Source organism: Vibrio sp. 1580 (assembly GCF_033340055.1).
On sequence record NZ_JAWOVT010000007.1, the window covers coordinates 15479 to 32422 of the forward strand.

The 16944-nt window shown below is 43.9% G+C and carries 13 protein-coding genes; 9 read left to right on the forward strand and 4 right to left on the reverse strand.

Annotated features, from left to right (window positions below):
• The first annotated feature begins 88 nt into the window (after positions 1–88).
• Together cydD and cydC are read left to right on the forward strand one after the other, a co-directional pair.
• On the forward strand, positions 89–1876 hold the full coding sequence (cydD, locus tag R7093_RS12645) for a heme ABC transporter permease/ATP-binding protein CydD (protein ID WP_047100725.1): 1788 nt from the start codon (positions 89–91) through the stop codon (positions 1874–1876).
• A complete protein-coding gene (gene cydC / locus R7093_RS12650) occupies positions 1869–3590 on the forward strand; it encodes a heme ABC transporter ATP-binding protein/permease CydC (RefSeq protein WP_047100726.1) in 1722 nt (573 codons plus the stop codon). The genes cydD and cydC overlap by 8 nt, the downstream gene beginning before the upstream one ends.
• Before the next feature lie 97 nt (positions 3591–3687).
• Here cydC and R7093_RS12655 read toward each other — a convergent pair whose 3' ends face one another.
• The 3 genes from R7093_RS12655 to R7093_RS12665 form a co-directional block, all read right to left on the reverse strand.
• A complete protein-coding gene (locus R7093_RS12655) occupies positions 3688–5019 on the reverse strand; it encodes a D-serine ammonia-lyase (RefSeq protein ID WP_042521984.1) in 1332 nt (443 codons plus the stop codon).
• 83 nt (positions 5020–5102) lie between these two features.
• On the reverse strand, positions 5103–6197 hold the full coding sequence (gene serC, locus R7093_RS12660) for a 3-phosphoserine/phosphohydroxythreonine transaminase (RefSeq protein ID WP_042521986.1): 1095 nt from the start codon (positions 6195–6197) through the stop codon (positions 5103–5105).
• Positions 6198–6334: 137 nt separating this feature from the next.
• Positions 6335–7603 (reverse strand): DUF945 family protein, encoded by a 1269-nt coding sequence (locus tag R7093_RS12665; RefSeq protein ID WP_042521988.1) that lies wholly within the window; start codon positions 7601–7603, stop codon positions 6335–6337.
• Positions 7604–7789: 186 nt separating this feature from the next.
• Between R7093_RS12665 and R7093_RS12670 the strand changes: the two genes are divergently transcribed.
• From R7093_RS12670 to R7093_RS12680, 3 genes are all read left to right on the forward strand, one after another.
• Positions 7790–9730 carry an ATP-binding protein gene (locus R7093_RS12670; RefSeq protein ID WP_047100898.1) on the forward strand — a complete coding sequence of 647 codons (1941 nt, stop codon included), beginning with the start codon at positions 7790–7792 and terminating at the stop codon, positions 9728–9730.
• On the forward strand, positions 9727–10224 hold the full coding sequence (locus R7093_RS12675) for a response regulator (protein WP_047100727.1): 498 nt from the start codon (positions 9727–9729) through the stop codon (positions 10222–10224). The genes R7093_RS12670 and R7093_RS12675 overlap by 4 nt, the downstream gene beginning before the upstream one ends.
• Before the next feature lie 291 nt (positions 10225–10515).
• Complete coding sequence (locus R7093_RS12680) at positions 10516–11064, forward strand: hypothetical protein (protein WP_005378006.1); 549 nt, start codon at positions 10516–10518, stop codon at positions 11062–11064.
• Between the two features lie 193 nt (positions 11065–11257).
• On the opposite strand, the gene R7093_RS12685 is transcribed toward R7093_RS12680, so the two are convergent.
• A complete protein-coding gene (locus R7093_RS12685; RefSeq protein ID WP_005378007.1) occupies positions 11258–11845 on the reverse strand; it encodes a TfoX/Sxy family DNA transformation protein in 588 nt (195 codons plus the stop codon).
• A 369-nt stretch (positions 11846–12214) separates the two neighbouring features.
• Between R7093_RS12685 and R7093_RS12690 the strand changes: the two genes are divergently transcribed.
• The 4 genes from R7093_RS12690 to panP all read left to right on the forward strand — a co-directional run bounded on the left by R7093_RS12690 (position 12215) and on the right by panP (position 16766).
• Positions 12215–13135, forward strand: coding sequence for an HDOD domain-containing protein (locus tag R7093_RS12690; RefSeq protein WP_025766846.1), 921 nt, complete (start codon positions 12215–12217; stop codon positions 13133–13135).
• Between the two features lie 146 nt (positions 13136–13281).
• Positions 13282–14187 (forward strand): lysine exporter LysO family protein, encoded by a 906-nt coding sequence (locus R7093_RS12695; RefSeq protein ID WP_025766847.1) that lies wholly within the window; start codon positions 13282–13284, stop codon positions 14185–14187.
• A gap of 208 nt (positions 14188–14395) precedes the next feature.
• Positions 14396–14908 carry a hypothetical protein gene (locus R7093_RS12700; protein ID WP_025766848.1) on the forward strand — a complete coding sequence of 171 codons (513 nt, stop codon included), beginning with the start codon at positions 14396–14398 and terminating at the stop codon, positions 14906–14908.
• A gap of 211 nt (positions 14909–15119) precedes the next feature.
• The gene (panP, locus tag R7093_RS12705; RefSeq protein WP_047100728.1) at positions 15120–16766 is read left to right on the forward strand and encodes a pyridoxal-dependent aspartate 1-decarboxylase PanP; all 1647 of its coding nucleotides are present in this window, start codon (positions 15120–15122) and stop codon (positions 16764–16766) included.
• Positions 16767–16944: the final 178 nt, after the last annotated feature.

The following is a 16944-nucleotide window of genomic DNA, read 5'->3' on the forward strand; positions in this document are numbered from 1 at the left end:
TCATATCCTTAAAGCCCAGCGGTATTCCCGCTGGGTTTTCTTTTGTATACTACCGCCTCATTAAAACAATTATCATTAAGCCTTCACGATGGATAAGAAAAAGCAAAGCAGCTTGAATAAGTGGCTGAAGCAACAAAGTAAGTTAGCCAAGCGCTGGCTTATGATTGCGATAGGCCTAGGCGTACTTTCAAGCGTGTTTTTATTGGCTCAAGCAGCCCTGCTCGCCTCCATTCTGCACCAGTTAATCATTGACCAAGTCGACAAAGCCGACCTCATTTGGCATTTTGTTGGGCTCGGTGGCACGGTTATCGGTCGAGCTGCTTGTACCTGGGGTCGAGAGCTTGCCGGTTACCGTTGCGGGGAGCAAATTCGAGTTTATATTCGCCAACTCATTTTAGATAAAGTTCATAAACTTGGGCCAGCTTACATCAAAGGCAAACCTGCTGGCAGTTGGGCAACGCTCATCTTAGAGCAGGTAGAAGATATGCAAGATTTCTTCTCACGCTACTTGCCTCAAATGTCATTATCGGTACTAGTGCCTTTCATCATTTTGGTTGTCGTATTCCCAGTAAACTGGGCAGCAGGCTTGATCTTCCTGGTCACTGCACCACTAGTGCCTATTTTCATGGCACTGGTTGGGATGAAAGCCGCAGAAGCAAACCGTAAAAACTTTAAAGCAATGCAGCGTTTGTCGGGTCACTTTTATGACCGCTTGCAAGCAATGACGACCATTCGCTTATTCGATAGAACAAAATCTGAAACTGAAACTCTTAAGGGTGCTTCGGAAGTCTTTCGTACTCGTACCATGGACGTTCTGAAAATCGCGTTTCTGTCTTCTGCGGTGTTAGAGTTTTTCACTTCTATTTCTATCGCAATTACCGCTGTCTACTTTGGCTTTAGTTATATCGGGGAGCTCGATTTCGGCTACTACGGCGCAGGTGTTACGCTCTTTGCTGGTTTGTTCATTCTGATTCTTGCTCCAGAGTTTTATCAGCCATTACGTGATTTGGGCACGTTCTATCATGCGAAACAGCAAGCGGTTGGCGCAGCAGAAAGCATTGTCGAGTTTCTGGATTTGGAAGTCGATCAAATCAAAGATGGTACCCAAGCGTTAGATAAAAACAGCCCTATCCATATTGAAGCGGACCAGTTAACCATTTTTAGTCCGGAAGGTAAGCAGCTCGCAGGTCCCCTATCCTTCTCTCTTGAAGCCAACAAAAGTACAGCGTTGGTTGGACCAAGTGGCGCAGGTAAAACAAGTTTGGTAAACACAATCCTCGGTTTCATGCCTTATCAAGGTAGCTTAAAAATTAATGGCTGCGAATTGTCGCAACTGGATCTAGCCACATGGCGAGAGGCAGTAAGCTGGATTGGTCAAAACCCGATGCTATTACACGGTAGCATTCGAGATAACATCACACTAGGTAAGCAAAATATTCAGGATGCAGACGTACATTCTGTGTTGAATGACTCTCACGCTGCTGAATTTGTTGAAATGCATGGGTTGGATTATCCGATATCTGATCGTTCTGGTGGTTTATCTGTCGGCCAAGCGCAGCGTTTAGCACTGGCTCGCGCCATGCTACAAAATGGTCGTTTTTGGTTATTAGATGAACCAACTGCAAGCTTAGATGCTCGCAGTGAAAAACTCGTGATGGAAGGCATTAACAAGTATGCGCATGCCACAACGAATTTGATGATTACTCACCAACTTGCGCCTTTACAAAACGTATCGCAAATTCTTGTTATGCAGGACGGCCAGATTGTTCAACGTGGTGATTACGCCACACTGTCGACAGAAGATGGCTTATTTAAAGACATGTTGGAAGCGAACCTCGCACAACGTGAAACAGACAAGGGGAACTTAGATGCGTGATTTACTCCCTTATCTAAAACTCTATAAAAAACACTGGTTTGGTCTTTCGCTAGGTATGCTACTGGCATTTCTGACCTTAGCGGCGTCTATTGGCTTATTAACGCTATCAGGTTGGTTTATTTCAGCCGCAGCGGTGGCAGGCTTGACGGTTGCTCGTGAGACCTTCAACTACATGTTACCAGGTGCCGGGGTACGCGGCGCTGCAATGGCTCGAACCGCAGGTCGATGGGGAGAACGTGTCGTTAGCCACAATGCAACGTTCAAGCTGCTTACCGATCTACGCATCTTCTTCTTTAAGAAACTTGCACCACTGATTCCGGGTCGTGTTTCTACGATGCGTGATGCCGATCTGCTCAACCGCTTAGTAGCGGACGTAGATGCGATGGATCACGTTTACCTTCGACTTATCAGCCCTGTCGTGATTGGTGTTTTTGGCATATTGAGTTTAACGGCTGTCCTGGCGTTCTTTGATTGGCATCTCGCCCTACTGCTTGGCTCGATTCTTACCGTCATGTTGTTTGTATGGCCAGTACTGTTCTATAAACTGGGTAAAAACAATGGCGAGAATCTCACTCATCATAAAGCGCAATTGCGAGTGGCGACACTGGACTGGCTTCAAGGCTACAGTGAACTGAGTATCTTTGGAGCAGAAGAACGTTATCGTAATCTCATTCTAGAGAAGCAGAAGCAGTTGCTGTCTAACCAATTTGTGAACGCGAATTTAACGGGCATGGCTTCAGGCCTGCTTATGCTGGTGAACGGCATTACACTGGTTGTGATGCTTTGGTTTGCTGCAGACGGCGTAGGTGGTCGTGCTCCTGATCCTTGGATTGCGCTGTTCGCGTTTGCAACCATGGCTAGCTTTGAGATTCTGATGCCTATCGCGGGCGCATTCCAGTATCTCGGTCAAACGTTGACTTCTGCTCGTCGTTTAAATGAAGTAATTTTGGCTGAACCTGACGTCGTCTTCCCTGAGCAGTCGAAACATAAAGACACAACGTTAGACATTGAATTCGACAACATAGATTTTACTTACCCTGACGGTCAGCAAAAGGTGCTGAAAGACTTGTCACTCTCACTACCGTTGGGCACTAAAACTGCAATTGTAGGTCAAACAGGTTCAGGTAAATCAACACTGATTCAGCTTCTTTGCCGCTACTGGGATGTTAACCAAGGTGAAGTTCGAATCGGTGGTACAAAACTGCAAGATTGGAGCGAGTCGGACCTGCGAGCAGCAATGACTGTGGTCAGTCAACGCGTAGATGTACTAAACGGGACACTACGTGACAACTTACTCATGGCCGCTCCGGATGCAAGTGATGAGCAACTGTCTACTATTTTACAAAAAGTCGAACTTGGCGGACTTCTTGAAGAGCCGGGGTTAGACGCTTGGTTAGGCGACGGCGGTCGTCAGTTATCTGGTGGTGAGAAACGTCGAATCGGTATTGCTCGAGCATTGCTACGTGATGCCCCAATCCTACTCTTAGATGAACCGACTGAAGGCCTCGATAAGCGTACGGAACAAAAAGTGATGGCGCTTTTCAATGAACACTTTGCTAATAAGACAGTAGTATTCATTACACACCGACTGATAGAGCTAGAAAGTATGGATAGCATCTGTTTGATGGAACAAGGTGAGATCATCGAACAAGGCGACCATCCAACGCTACTCGCTCAAAAAGGTCGTTACTACCAGCTATTACAATCTCTATAATTCGATTTTCAGTGACGAGAAGGGCTCATCAAACGATGAGCCCTTTTGTTATTCCTGTATTATTAGTTACCTAATTAAGCACGTATACAGTGCTGATTTACCGACCAGATTTTTTGAGATAAGCCGCCATTTCATCTTCCGGAACCATGCCCCCACCTGTTGCCCAAACAAGATGTGTTGCGTTTTTGAGTTTTTCTTCGTCAAATTTCATTCGAGACTGATAAGCATGGTTATTCGAGACGTGCACTGCCCCAATCATACCGGCTAATGCAGAAGGCTCTAGATTAATACCTTCCAGTTCACTTAACTCACCCAAGTGGTGATACATACGAGCGTCATCAATGGTGTAAAAACCATCAAGTAGCCTTTCCATCGCTCTTCCGACAAATCCCGAGGCACGCCCGACTGCCAAACCATCAGCGGCGGTGATGTTATCGATACCCAAATCTTGTACCGAAATATCGTCATGCAAGCCTGTATGTACGCCCAACAGCATGCACGGTGAGTGCGTTGGCTCTGCGAAAATACAGTGGACATGCTCGCCAAATGCTACCTTCAAGCCAAATGCCACCCCACCAGGCCCGCCGCCAACACCACAAGGAAGATAAACAAACAATGGATGATGCTCATCAACCACGATTCCCAAGTCATCAAATTGCTGCTTAAGACGCTCACCCGCAACAGAGTAACCTAGAAACAGCGTCCGTGAGTTTTCATCATCGATAAAGAAACAGTTGGGATCTTTTTCTGCCTCTTTACGACCTTGCGCGACAGCAATACCATAATCTTCCTGGTGCTCTACGACATTAACACCATGTGACCGGAGCTTATTTTTCTTCCATTCCCGCGCATCCGCAGACATGTGGACTGAAACTGAAAAACCCAACTTCGCACTCATGATGCCGATGGACATACCAAGATTGCCGGTTGAGCCAACCGCAATACTGTACGGCTTAAAAAACTGCCGAAACTCATTGCTGAACAATTTGCTGTAATCATCGCTTTCACAGAGCAAGCCGGCTTCAAACGCCAACTTTTCTGCATGAGTGAGCACTTCATAAATACCACCTCTCGCTTTGATCGAACCAGAAATTGGCAAATGACTGTCTTTTTTGAGCATTAAACGGCCCAATATTGGCGTGTCGTATTGCTGCTCCAAACGCACTTTCATATTGGGAATATCCACCACTGCGGACTCAATAACGCCACGCGACGTTTCCGTTTCGGGAAACGCTTTCATCAAATAAGGCGCAAATCGTGTTAGCCGTTCACTCGCCGCTTGAATATCTTTTTCATCTAACCCGACATGAGGTAAGCCTTCCTCCAAGGAAGTGATATGGGGGTTGAACCAACAAACCTCTTCAAGATCAATAAGTGCAGCCAAGAGTGGGAACTGCTTAGTCAGCGCTTCAATATTTGCCTTGGTCATTTTACCTTCCTGGAATGATGTGAGTTGAGATAAACAAAAGCGCCGCAATAGCGACGCTTTGGAGAACAACTATCAGTTTGAGCTTACGCGTAGTTTTTCTCAAACTCTTGCATGAAGTCTACTAACGCTTGAACACCTTCTAGCGGCATTGCGTTATAAATGGATGCTCGCATACCACCAACTGCTCGGTGACCTTTTAGCGCTTTCAGCCCTTTAGAGTCTGCTAGCTCAAGGAAGGTTGCATCCAGTTCAGGCTTAGCAAGTTGAAATGGCACGTTCATCAAAGAACGGTTTGCTGAGTGCACGCCATTACGGTAGAAATCAGACTGATCGATGTAATCATACAGTAGCGCGGCTTTAGCGCGGTTCACTTGCTCAATTGCTTTTACTCCACCCTGTGCCTTCAGCCATTTGAAAACAAGACCAGACAAGTACCATGCAAATGTTGGTGGCGTGTTGAACATTGATTCTTTTTCTGCCAAAACAGTGTAATCCAAAATACTTGGTAGTACCTGCTTCGCCATACCTAATAAATCATCGCGCACGATAGCAATAGCAATGCCGGAAGGACCAATATTTTTCTGAGCGCCCGCGTAAATCACACCGTATTTAGACACATCGATTTCACGAGAAAGAATTGTCGAAGACATGTCAGCAACAATCGGTTTGTCGGTGATAGGAAGATCGTTAATCTCAATACCATCAATGGTCTCATTTGGACAGAAGTGAACGTAAGCCGCTTCTGGAGCAATTTTCCATTCACTTGCAGGTAGAACCGCGACTTTCCCGTTGATTTCTGTTTTTGCATCAAACACGTCTGGTTCGCAGTATTTTTTCGCTTCAGCTACCGCGCTTTCAGCCCAATAACCACCATCGATGTAAGTTGCCATATCGGCATCACCAAGTAAGTTTAGAGGAACAGCAGCAAACTGAGCACGAGCACCACCTTGGCAGAACAGCACTTTATAGTTGTCCGGAATATTCAGAAGATCACGTAAATCCTGCTCGGCTTCTTCTGCAACTTTGATGAACTCTTTGCTTCGGTGGCTGATTTCCATGACCGAAGTACCAAGGCCTTGCCAATCGATTAGTTCCTGTTGTGCTTGCTGCATAACTGCTTTAGGCAGACCTGCTGGTCCTGCACTGAAGTTAAATACGTTGTCCGTATTTTGTTCCATGATGCTCATTGCTCCTGCTATGTAAATATTACGAAATTAATATCACGTTTTTGCAGTGATAAAAACAAGAAAAGAGGTCTTACGACCTCTTTTTAAAGACTAAGCGTTGAATTGGAACAAATTCGCAACAACACGAATTACTGTTGCTGCATCAAAGCAGGCATAAGTAGAGCCACCAATGGGAACTCATGCCCATTTTCGAACTTCAATTTGCCTTCACCAATTTCTGCTTTTAATTGATAACCGCCCTCTACTTTTTCGATCAACTCCATAATAAGGAGCTCATCAATCCCTTCTTGAATAAATGGGTAATGCGTTACTAATTCATCAGAGAAGTAAGTGCTAAGTTCACCAGTAGTGGCCGTCACCAACTTCATTGGATCTTGAGTAATATGCTTAGTACCTTCAGGGATGGATAGTTGCCACTCGTTGTGGAACTTGCCGTCACCGAACGCGAGTGAAAGCTCGTTCACGGATAAATCAAAACCTTTGCTAAACAGCGTATCGACATGCGGCAATAAATTCGCAATTTCCTGCTCATCTAACATAGGAGAGCTTTGATAGATAGACATAATTTGATCAAAAGACTGGCTATCCACATCTGCAATTGAGAAATCCAACTTAAAGTTATCGACATCCGTCCCATCAGTTAAACGTAGTTTCTTAGCATCTAGGTTTAATTGACTGTTCAGCTTATCACCAGACTCACTCATCGTAGTGTTACCACGGTAGCTCGCATTTTCAATCAAAAAGACAGGCGTCAAGTTCGCATCAACCACATCCAGCTTCTCTAGAGAGAAAGACTGCTCGCCTAACCAGTAGCCTTTTGCTTGCTTTCCTTTACCTTGCCCTGTCAATGCATTCAGATGAAGCTCTTCACCGTTTTCAAAATCCACTTGAACAGAAGGAACGGAAACTTGGTAATTGAGATCACCCAATACCGTCACATCACCTGTTACTTTTGCGGGGCTTGTAGAAACAGAAACACCTTGCGCTTCGTTACGATAATGCCAACTGTCTAGGTCGAGGATAAATGCTGTATTGCCATTTAGTTGAGTCTGGCTATGCATCGTGAGAGGCAAAAAGTCATTGTCCACCAATTTTGAATCTGCTGTTAGGCTTGTTAGACCGTGGCTAACATCACTGGTTACGTCAAACGTCGTTGGCATACCATCACGCTCTAACTGCGTTTTAAGCTCAGGATCAACAACTGAATAACGAGTCAGCACGACTGAAGACAAATAGCCACGCTGATACTCGACCACTTCGCCTTTAATCATTTCATCATTCATATTGGTAATACCATCTTCAATGATGGACTGACCAATTTGTCCGACAGCCAATGGCCAACACAGTGCTAATGAGATAGCACCACCAATGGCGCCGATTTTTTTAAGATTTTGCATAACGTCACTTATTAGATATTTTCGGTCAGTCTACCCCAAACCACCTGTGGAGAAAACATTGAGACAAATCAGACTATTGATGCTTATTCTAGTCCATTAATCAGGAATCATACTTGGCTCCCACTCATCATGTCCTTTTATTGTTAAAGTTTGCGTGGCGAAGTTTTAACCGGAGCTAAAACATCTGTGAATCGTTATGCTGTGTTGTGTCTCGACAACAACCCAATCAGTGCTGAACAGTTTCGATTGGAGCTGTCTGCCTTCTCAAGTAAGTTTGATATATTTTCTGTCGAATCGATAGAAGAGGCTCAAAGCGCTTTAGAGTATCTAGAAGAAAGAGAACAGACTGTTGCTTTAGTTATAGCGAGCCATCACGCTCATTTTAACGGCGTGGATTTTCTTATTGGTTTAGACCGGATGCCACATACCGAGCAAGCAAGAAAAATTCTTATTAGCTGCTCGTCTGATATAGAGGCAATTCTCACTGCCGTTAATGAGGGCAGGCTCGACCACTGCCTCACTAAACCTTTGCCAGATCACGTCTTATTTAACACAGTGCAAAAAGAGCTGACCCAATTTATATTGCGAAACGGTAAAGAAGACCTGCTAAGTTACAGTCAGATATTGGATCATCACAGCTTGTTGCGAGCGCACATCAATAACCAGATGAGCCATTATCAAGCCGGATTCTTACACGACTACCACTCGATGTCTGATGCCGAGTTAGCCGAGCAAGTGATCTCCGCTCTCCAGCAATTTTTTAAAGATAATGACGAAACAAGAGCGTGCCGTACATACTCACCTGAACACTTATTAACCGTGGAAGGCGAGCCAAATTGCTTTTTGTGGTTTATCACCGAAGGTGAAGTGGCTCTGTACAAGCGCGATGAGCAAGGCATGCAGCGAGAGGTTGTACGCCATAACAAAGGGAATATTGTCGGAGGCATGTCGTTTGTTACTGGGGAATGTTCTTTCTCGACAGCTCTAACACTAACCAAAACAGAAGTTATCAAACTCGATCGCAACGTATTCAATAAAGTGATGCAAAGCGACTCAAACTTACTGCCTCTTTTTACAAACTTGCTTTTACGCCACTTCAACCGCCGATTGCAAAGAAGCATCAACACCAAACTGCAACTTCAAAAAACGCTCGAATCTTTAGAATCAGCCCACCAGCAGCTCATTGAAAGAGAAAAAATGGCGATGCTTGGTCAATTGGTTGCGGGAGTGGCCCACGAACTAAACAATCCAGTAGCCGCGATATTGAGGGGCGTAGAGAATTTAACGCATACGCTAGAACGATTACTTAACGATGCGCCAAGTTCCGATATACAAACCAAAGGCATTGAATTACTGAGCAAAGCGCAAACCTCAAAACCCGCTTCAACCGCTGAGCTCAGATCACGCGTAAAAGCGCTTAGCCATACTCTTCCAGACCGAGCATTGGCAAAAAAAGTGGTGAGCCTTGGATTAGAGTCCGATCAAGAGCTACTTACCCAACTAACGAGAAAGCAGCAAGCGTCTTATCATGCTCTCAATACACTAGAGCAATACCACAAAGCAGGTTCTACACTTCGCTCAATTAATGTCTGTGCAGCACGAATTGCTGATATGGTAAAAAGCCTGAAAGGATATGCTCGGTCAGATGATGAGACCCTGCACTATGCCGATATTCATGAGGGCATTGAAGACACCTTGGTGATTTTCGAGAACAAATTAAAAATGCACCAAGTTTCAACCGACTATGCAAACTTGCCTTCCATCCTTTGTCAACCGATCGCACTCCAACAGGTGTGGACGAACTTGGTCTCTAACGCCATTGACGCATTTCCAGAGAAAGGTGTGTTAAACATACAAACACGCCTTGTAGAAAAAGAGCACACACATTATGCCGTTATCTCATTTGAAGATAATGGATGTGGCATTCCTGAATCGCAAAGAGACGCCATTTTCGAGCTGAACTTCACCACAAAAAAAGAAGGTAATTTTGGCTTAGGTATCGGGCTGTCCATCTGCCAGCAAATCGTAACAGCACACAGAGGGTGGATTGACGTCGAATCAGAGATCGGCCAGTTCACACGAATGACCGTCTGGTTACCAGTCATCGAAGAAGGAGATGAAACATGACCAAGTATTTAATTTTATGTGTCGATGACGAACGAGAAGTCTTGGATAGCGTGCTCCAGGATCTCGCTCCCTTTGAGGAACATTTTATTGTCGAGGGAGCGGAATCAGTCACTGAAGCAAGGCAAGTGATCGAGGAAATGGCGGAAGAAGAAGTTCAGCTTGCGCTCATTTTATGTGACCACATTATGCCGGAACAAACTGGGATCAGCTTCTTAATCGAACTCAGTCAAAATGGTGACACAAAAGCAGCGCGCAAAGTTTTACTCACAGGACAAGCCGGTTTGGAAGACACCGTAGAAGCCGTAAATAACGCGAGTCTCGATTATTACATTGCCAAACCTTGGAAAGGCGAAGCATTGAGAAAGGCAATCGTGTCTCAGCTTACCGCGTTTGTGATTGAGAATGATGATAACCTGCTATCCTGGACTCAAACCCTTGATTCTGAGGCAATCCTCAACGCCATGGCAGAAAGAAGAGCAAGCTTTGGCGAGTAATAAAGTGTTTGGTTCTAACTTGAACTCAACGATGCTCATTGCACCACCTAACCTCGCATAGTCGAACGAGGTTAGAAAAACATCGTTACTTGTCCGAGTGAAATTCTCGGACACTACGTATATGGCGTAGTTTTTGCTTAAACCAAGGAACTATTAAGTTAATTGACAAAACATCGACACATTTTTGTTGGTCGTCGACCTTCCTTTTTATTATGATGTCGGACAAATCAGATTACGGTTCAAGTGGTTGCTTGAATCCATGGAAATAATGAACAAGGTTTATCGTTAGTTATGCGTAAAACACTATTAGCCGCTGCCTTACTAGTGGCATCAAGCCATGCCCTAGCTGCAAACGATCGCAATGCGCCAGCAACTATGAGCAACTTTAGCTACGACTATTTCGAAGCACGTATTGGCGCAAGTCCTGTGACATTTGGTGCTGGATTCAGCAAATCAATTCACCCGAACGCGCATGTGATTGCTCGTATTGACTCTGAGTTTGAAAGTGATTTTGACTCAGCTGCAGGCTTTGGCTTCCATTCTCCGCTAAACAACTGGGCAGATCTTACTGGTGAAATGCTAATGCGCGTTGTGCAACCTTCGAATGAGAGCAGCACAGATGTTGGTATGGAGCTTAACTTAGGTGTTCGTCAATGGTTGGGCCCTCAATTAGAAGTAGGCGGCAAAGTCGGCTACGTTTCTATCGATAACGATGACGATTGGACTGGCTCTGCCTACGCTCGATTCCACTCAACAGAGCTTTTCTCTTTGGGTGCTGAAGCACGTATCAACGATTTTTACGGTGATCAGGTAATGTTCACTACGCGTTTTAAGTTTTAAGATTTGTGCTGTAAGAAAAGAGCAAATTAAAAAAACAAAAACCGAGGTCTCTGCCTCGGTTTTTTTGTCTAATTTAATGACTAACTCAATGAAGTGGTAAAAAACTTCAACGTCCTTTTTCCGCTTTTCACACTTGCCTTTACGACCCGCTAACTCCATCGAAACGAGTCAATCATTGTGCGATCAGCTTCGCTTAGTCACACAGTGCCAATAACTGTTTTTTACGCGGCTCTTGGATCAGTTTCCAATGTACGCCATCAGTTGCACCAGCAAATTTCCACAGTAGCTTTACATCAACATCATTACCGTAAGCCGTTTTAACTTTGTTGAAGACTTTTACAGGTCCAAGTTCTAAAAAGGTTTCTACGTCATCAACACCGGCTTTCTTGACCATACGTTCAAGGGTTAGTTGCATGTTGGGTAAGTCTCTTAAGCGTCTACTGGCAGAGGACTTTTGATATTTCCGTTCCTTAATTGAGTATTCAATTGATTTCTGTACCAGTTCATCAAGCCCTACATATCCGGATTCGAATAAATCGGTTACATCATAATAATTTACGGTTGCCGTCGTCTGTTTTTTGACGTGCTTATACTTCTCACAGCTCAGTTGAGTAAACACTTCATCTAGCCCATTACCACCACGTAAGTAGCAGCAATCATTGCTGACAAGCGCAAACATAGCATCATCGGTGAATAAACCAATACCACCGAACATAGAACGTTTTTGGTACTCACTGAAGGTGCGTACATATTTAAAAAAAGCTTGGTCTGTCATGTCCATTGACCTCTTTAATCTGAATAAATTACCCCGATTAGCGATGTCACCAGATAAACAGCAGCTTATAGCGAATTATAAATGTCGATTTGTTGGCGATATTTTTGTGAGTTGTGCTCACCAACTTGCTTAATCATACTTAACGTTGAAAAATAAGTTAGGACATAGGTCACATATAAAAAAGTATAAATTCTGCATACGTGATTAGTTTCACACTTATTGTTCGTGTGGTGATATTTTTTTGACGCATAGCATGCCTAAAACGCGCCATCATTATGATCTCGCTGGCAATTACGGGCACATAATACGCATTTAATTGATAAAGAATACGCTGTAAGGGTACACTGTACGAAAGATCTCAAGTACAGCGTCACAATGGAACATTTATCATTTTTTTGGCTGCCAAATAATAAAGATAAGCTTATAAACGCACTGGAATCCGAGTTTGCTCAGCTGGTAGAACAGTCCATCTCCACGGGTAAGATTTCGTTACCTCCTATTCCTGATGTCGTGCTTAAAATTCAGCAGTTATGTGTCGAAGAACACACCACGATTGCCGATGTTGCTAACTGTTTATTGGAAGATCCCGGATTAGCAGCGGTCGTTTTACGAGTCGCTAACTCTGTGATTTTCAATCGCAGAAATATCACCTGCAACGACTTAACTACAGCGGTATCTCGTCTCGGAATACTTCGTGTACGTGATATTGTTACCGCACAAGCGATCGAGCAACTTAAACACTCAGTTAATCTCACTAAAGAATGCAATGCCATCTTGGTGAAGAGTGCGGCGATATCTCGTGAGCTCGGTGCCGTCATGGTGATGTTGGTTCAATCGTTTCGTAGCCACGAGCCAGGCACTTATGGTCATCTAGAGCAAGAAAAGGCGTTATTGGTCGGTCTATTAGCCGATATAGGATTATTTTGTCTAATTAATGAGTACCACTTGTACTTAGATAGGGGCAATTACTTAGACCCAGATATTGCATTGCAGATCTTCCAAACACGTTGTTCTGCCACAAGTAAACTGGTGCTTGAGCGTTGGGGGTTTGACAACGACTTCAGAGAAGTATCCTCAAACGAAAAATACGAATTAACGCGACCAGAAGTGAGTTATCTCGACATCGCTAGAATTGCGCATCATTTATTGATGTTCCGCAATCACGATGAACGCATTGACGAACACGAAGTTGAATTCAACTTAACTGGTGCAGAAGTCTTGTATGAACTTAGTAACATGAGTGATACTGACTTCAATGATCAAATCCGTGCTGTACTCAATGCTAGCGGTTTGTAATTTATCGCTTTCTGATAATACCTTATCCGTGATAAAACGATTCGCTCAAGGCTGAGCTGTGTGTGGTGAAATGTCTTTAATTTCAACCGATAGATAATTTGATTTATGCGTGTTGATGTTATCTCAAAAAGGAATCATTGAGCTTTATGTTTTCAGGGATGCTATTTATTTTCGCTCCGCTTGTGGTGGGGTATCTAATTCCTATATCTCGATCTTCGTTATTGGAGAAGATCAATCAGTCAACGTCCTACCTTATTTACGTCATCTTGTCGTTGATGGGTCTTAGTTTGGCGGCGCTCGATAATTTAAGCAGCAACTTACAAAGTATTCTCCTCTATGCGAGTACGTTTTTTTTGTGTCTAAGTGCCTGCAACCTGTTGGCTCTGCCTATTATTGATAAAATTATTCCACTCCAGACCAATCAGAATCAAAAGAAGCTACCGTTATCTTCGATGGCTTTAGAGTCTGTTAAGCTTATCGTGGTCGTTGGCGGAGGGTTAGTGGTTGGCCTGCTGTTACCCATTGATTTGAGTTGGGTAGATACAGCAAGCGAATGGATACTCTTTCTACTTCTATTTTTTATTGGTATTCAGCTGCGCAATAGTGGGCTTACTCTGCGTCAAATCCTATTAAATAAACAAGGAATGGCCATTGCAGCCGTGGTCATCGCAACGTGTATGCTTGGTGGCGTTCTTGCAGCGGTGTTTTTGGATCTTCCTCTTTATCAAGCACTCGCAATGGCTTCAGGTTTTGGCTGGTATTCACTCGCAGGTATTTTAATGGGTGACGCTTTTGGTCCGGTATTTGGTGGCGCGTCGTTCTTGATTGAATTGATGAGAGAGCTAGTCGCACTGGTTGCCATTCCTCTCTTTATTCGTAGCTATCCGTGCACCGCAATTGGTTATGCCGGTGCAACAGCAATGGACTTCACCCTACCCGTTATTCAAACCACCGGTGGTGTGCGTTGTGTTCCTGTTGCTATCGTTAGCGGCTTTATTTTGAGTTTATTGGTACCAGTTATGATGCTTTTCTTTGTATCACTTGCTAGCTAGATCTCAGGTTTTCGCTTTAACATCCATTACAATACGGCAAAAATTTAAATACCCAGTTAACGTCAAAGTGGTCAATATTTTTTGGCAAGACCCCTCTTTCTTTTCGTCATTCAGCCCAACGATTTGTCACGACCAAATAGAAAGAAGGGATAAACATCAACTGATGTGCATTGCGTTAATAAAGGGATAACAACCAGAAGGAAGAAGAATGAAACGCTTTGTCGTTGCAGCGCTCCTCGCTACAAGCTCAACTTTTACGATTGCCGCAGATCAACAATGTCTTGCTAGCAAATACGATGGCTACGTCGATGCCTCACTACAGTGGTATCAAGATCTTGTTGATTTGACGGTTACCCAATATCCAGATCTGAAAGAAGTTAGTCAATGGTTCTTGGATGGACGTAAACATCACTTTGAATTAAACCGCGAAGCGGTTCACTACTTTCTAGAGAACGACCCTAGCCGCGTTGCGACGGAACAGCCAATCGAAGCATGGTTAAAACTAGAGCAACATGACGTTAAGCAGTTAGCGACCCGAAGCGATAAGTTAGGTGAAGTTGCAAAACAGACATTTAGCGACCGTCAATCAACTAACCACCCAAAAAACTACGAGCTTCGTTCAGCATTCGCTGATCTGCTTAGTCATCCCCAACAAATTGATACCGCACTTAATAAGTACAATCAGTCAATAGAAAAGATTGAAAAGCAGAAATGTGACTAAGATTGCTCGCATTAGTCGTTGATTAGCATTCGATAACATCAGAGTGTTTTAACGTACTCAATCTAGAATTTTTTAATGTGAATATCGTAACCTTCACCTAAAATTTTCATTTCTACAACTTGGGTTTCAACAATTAAAACGGGACTTTGCGCCCGTTTTAGTTTAGATTGTGCCGCTCGCATTACCAAAATAACTACAAAGATTCTTTGCTATGGTTAAGGAACAAAAAACCGCTGATGTTAGCTTTGAGAGCTTGCTAAAGATCTTCACTGTCCCAGAAGGTCCGGACTCAACGTTAACTAAAATTGACGAGAGCCTCTCGCGAAATCTAAATCAATTTCTTCGTGAACACATCGTGGCAGAAGAAAAGCCTTTACGCGAAATCGAAAAAGACTTTTCTTCTGCTCAGATTCCTGAGCAGCCAGAGTTCGTGTCAGATCATACAGAGCACTTACTCGACACTTTGGTGTCGCACTCAGTTCACACATCTTCACCAAGCTTCATTGGTCATATGACATCGGCACTGCCTTATTTCTTGATGCCACTGTCAAAGATCATGATCGCCTTAAACCAAAACCTGGTAAAAATAGAGACTTCCAAAGCCTTTACGCCACTTGAGCGTCAAGTTTTGGGTATGCTGCATCGCTTGATATATGGTCAGAATGATACGTTTTACAATCAGTGGATGCACAGTGCAAACCACTCATTAGGCGCATTTTGTTCCGGCGGCACCATTGCCAATATCACTGCGCTTTGGGTAGCACGTAACAAAGCGTTAAGAGCCAATGGCTCATTTAAAGGCGTGGAGAAGGAAGGCCTTTTTAAAGCCATGAAGCACTATGGCTATGATGGCTTAGCGGTGCTAGTGTCTGAGCGTGGTCACTACTCCCTTAAGAAAGCAGCCGATGTATTAGGGCTAGGCCAAGAGGGCTTGGTTGCGGTTAAAACCGATGCCAACAACCGTATTATTGTCGACGACCTTAAAGCGAAAATTGTTGAGCTCGAAAAACAAAACATCAAGCCTATTGCTGTTATTGGTGTGGCTGGCACAACAGAGACAGGTAATGTTGATCCATTGCCTGAAATCGCTGAAGTCTGCCAAGCTCACGGCTGTCACTTCCATGTGGATGCCGCATGGGGTGGCGCAACACTGATGTCTAACCATCACCGTCATCTTCTTAAAGGTGTGGAAATGGCAGACTCAGTAACTATTGATGCACACAAGCAGCTCTATATCCCGATGGGCGCTGGTATGGTTCTGTTCAAAGACCCTGACGCAATGAAATCCATAGAGCATCACGCTCAATATATATTGCGCAAAGGTTCAAAAGACCTAGGCAGCCATACACTAGAAGGCTCACGTTCGGGCATGGCGATGTTGGTCTACGCCGCAATGCACATCATAAGTCGCCCAGGTTACGAGCTTCTGATTGACCAAAGCATTGAAAAAGCTCGATACTTTGCGGATTTAATCAAACAGCAAGATGATTTCGAGTTAGTTTCTGAACCAGAGCTTTGTCTGCTCACATACCGTTATTTGCCGCCATTCATCCGTGAAGCATTAGCACAAGCAGAAGGCTCACAAAAAGAACAACTGAATGAGCTGATCAATGAGTTAACACAGTTTATTCAAAAGCGTCAGCGCGAAACGGGCAAATCGTTCGTTTCACGTACAAGACTGAACCCAGACCAATGGCAACGCATGAATACGATAGTGTTTCGAGTGGTTTTGGCAAATCCACTGACCACAAAAGAAATTTTGAGCTCAGTGCTTGATGAACAACGCGAAATCGCCAAGCAAGCACCAAATTTGATGAAAAGAATTCAACAGCTGGTTGTTGATATTCAATCGTCTTAACAGCCAGATCGAGTTACATCAATTTGAAATTTTTTTTCGTTTTGATGTAACTCAAACATCATTATCGTGCGACTAGCGCAACAAAACTTCGTTTACACATCCAATTCTGTAGTTTTTACAACATTTTGTTTGAGGCCTGTCAAATTCTCACTAAATAGTACCCGTTATTGGTTTAGAC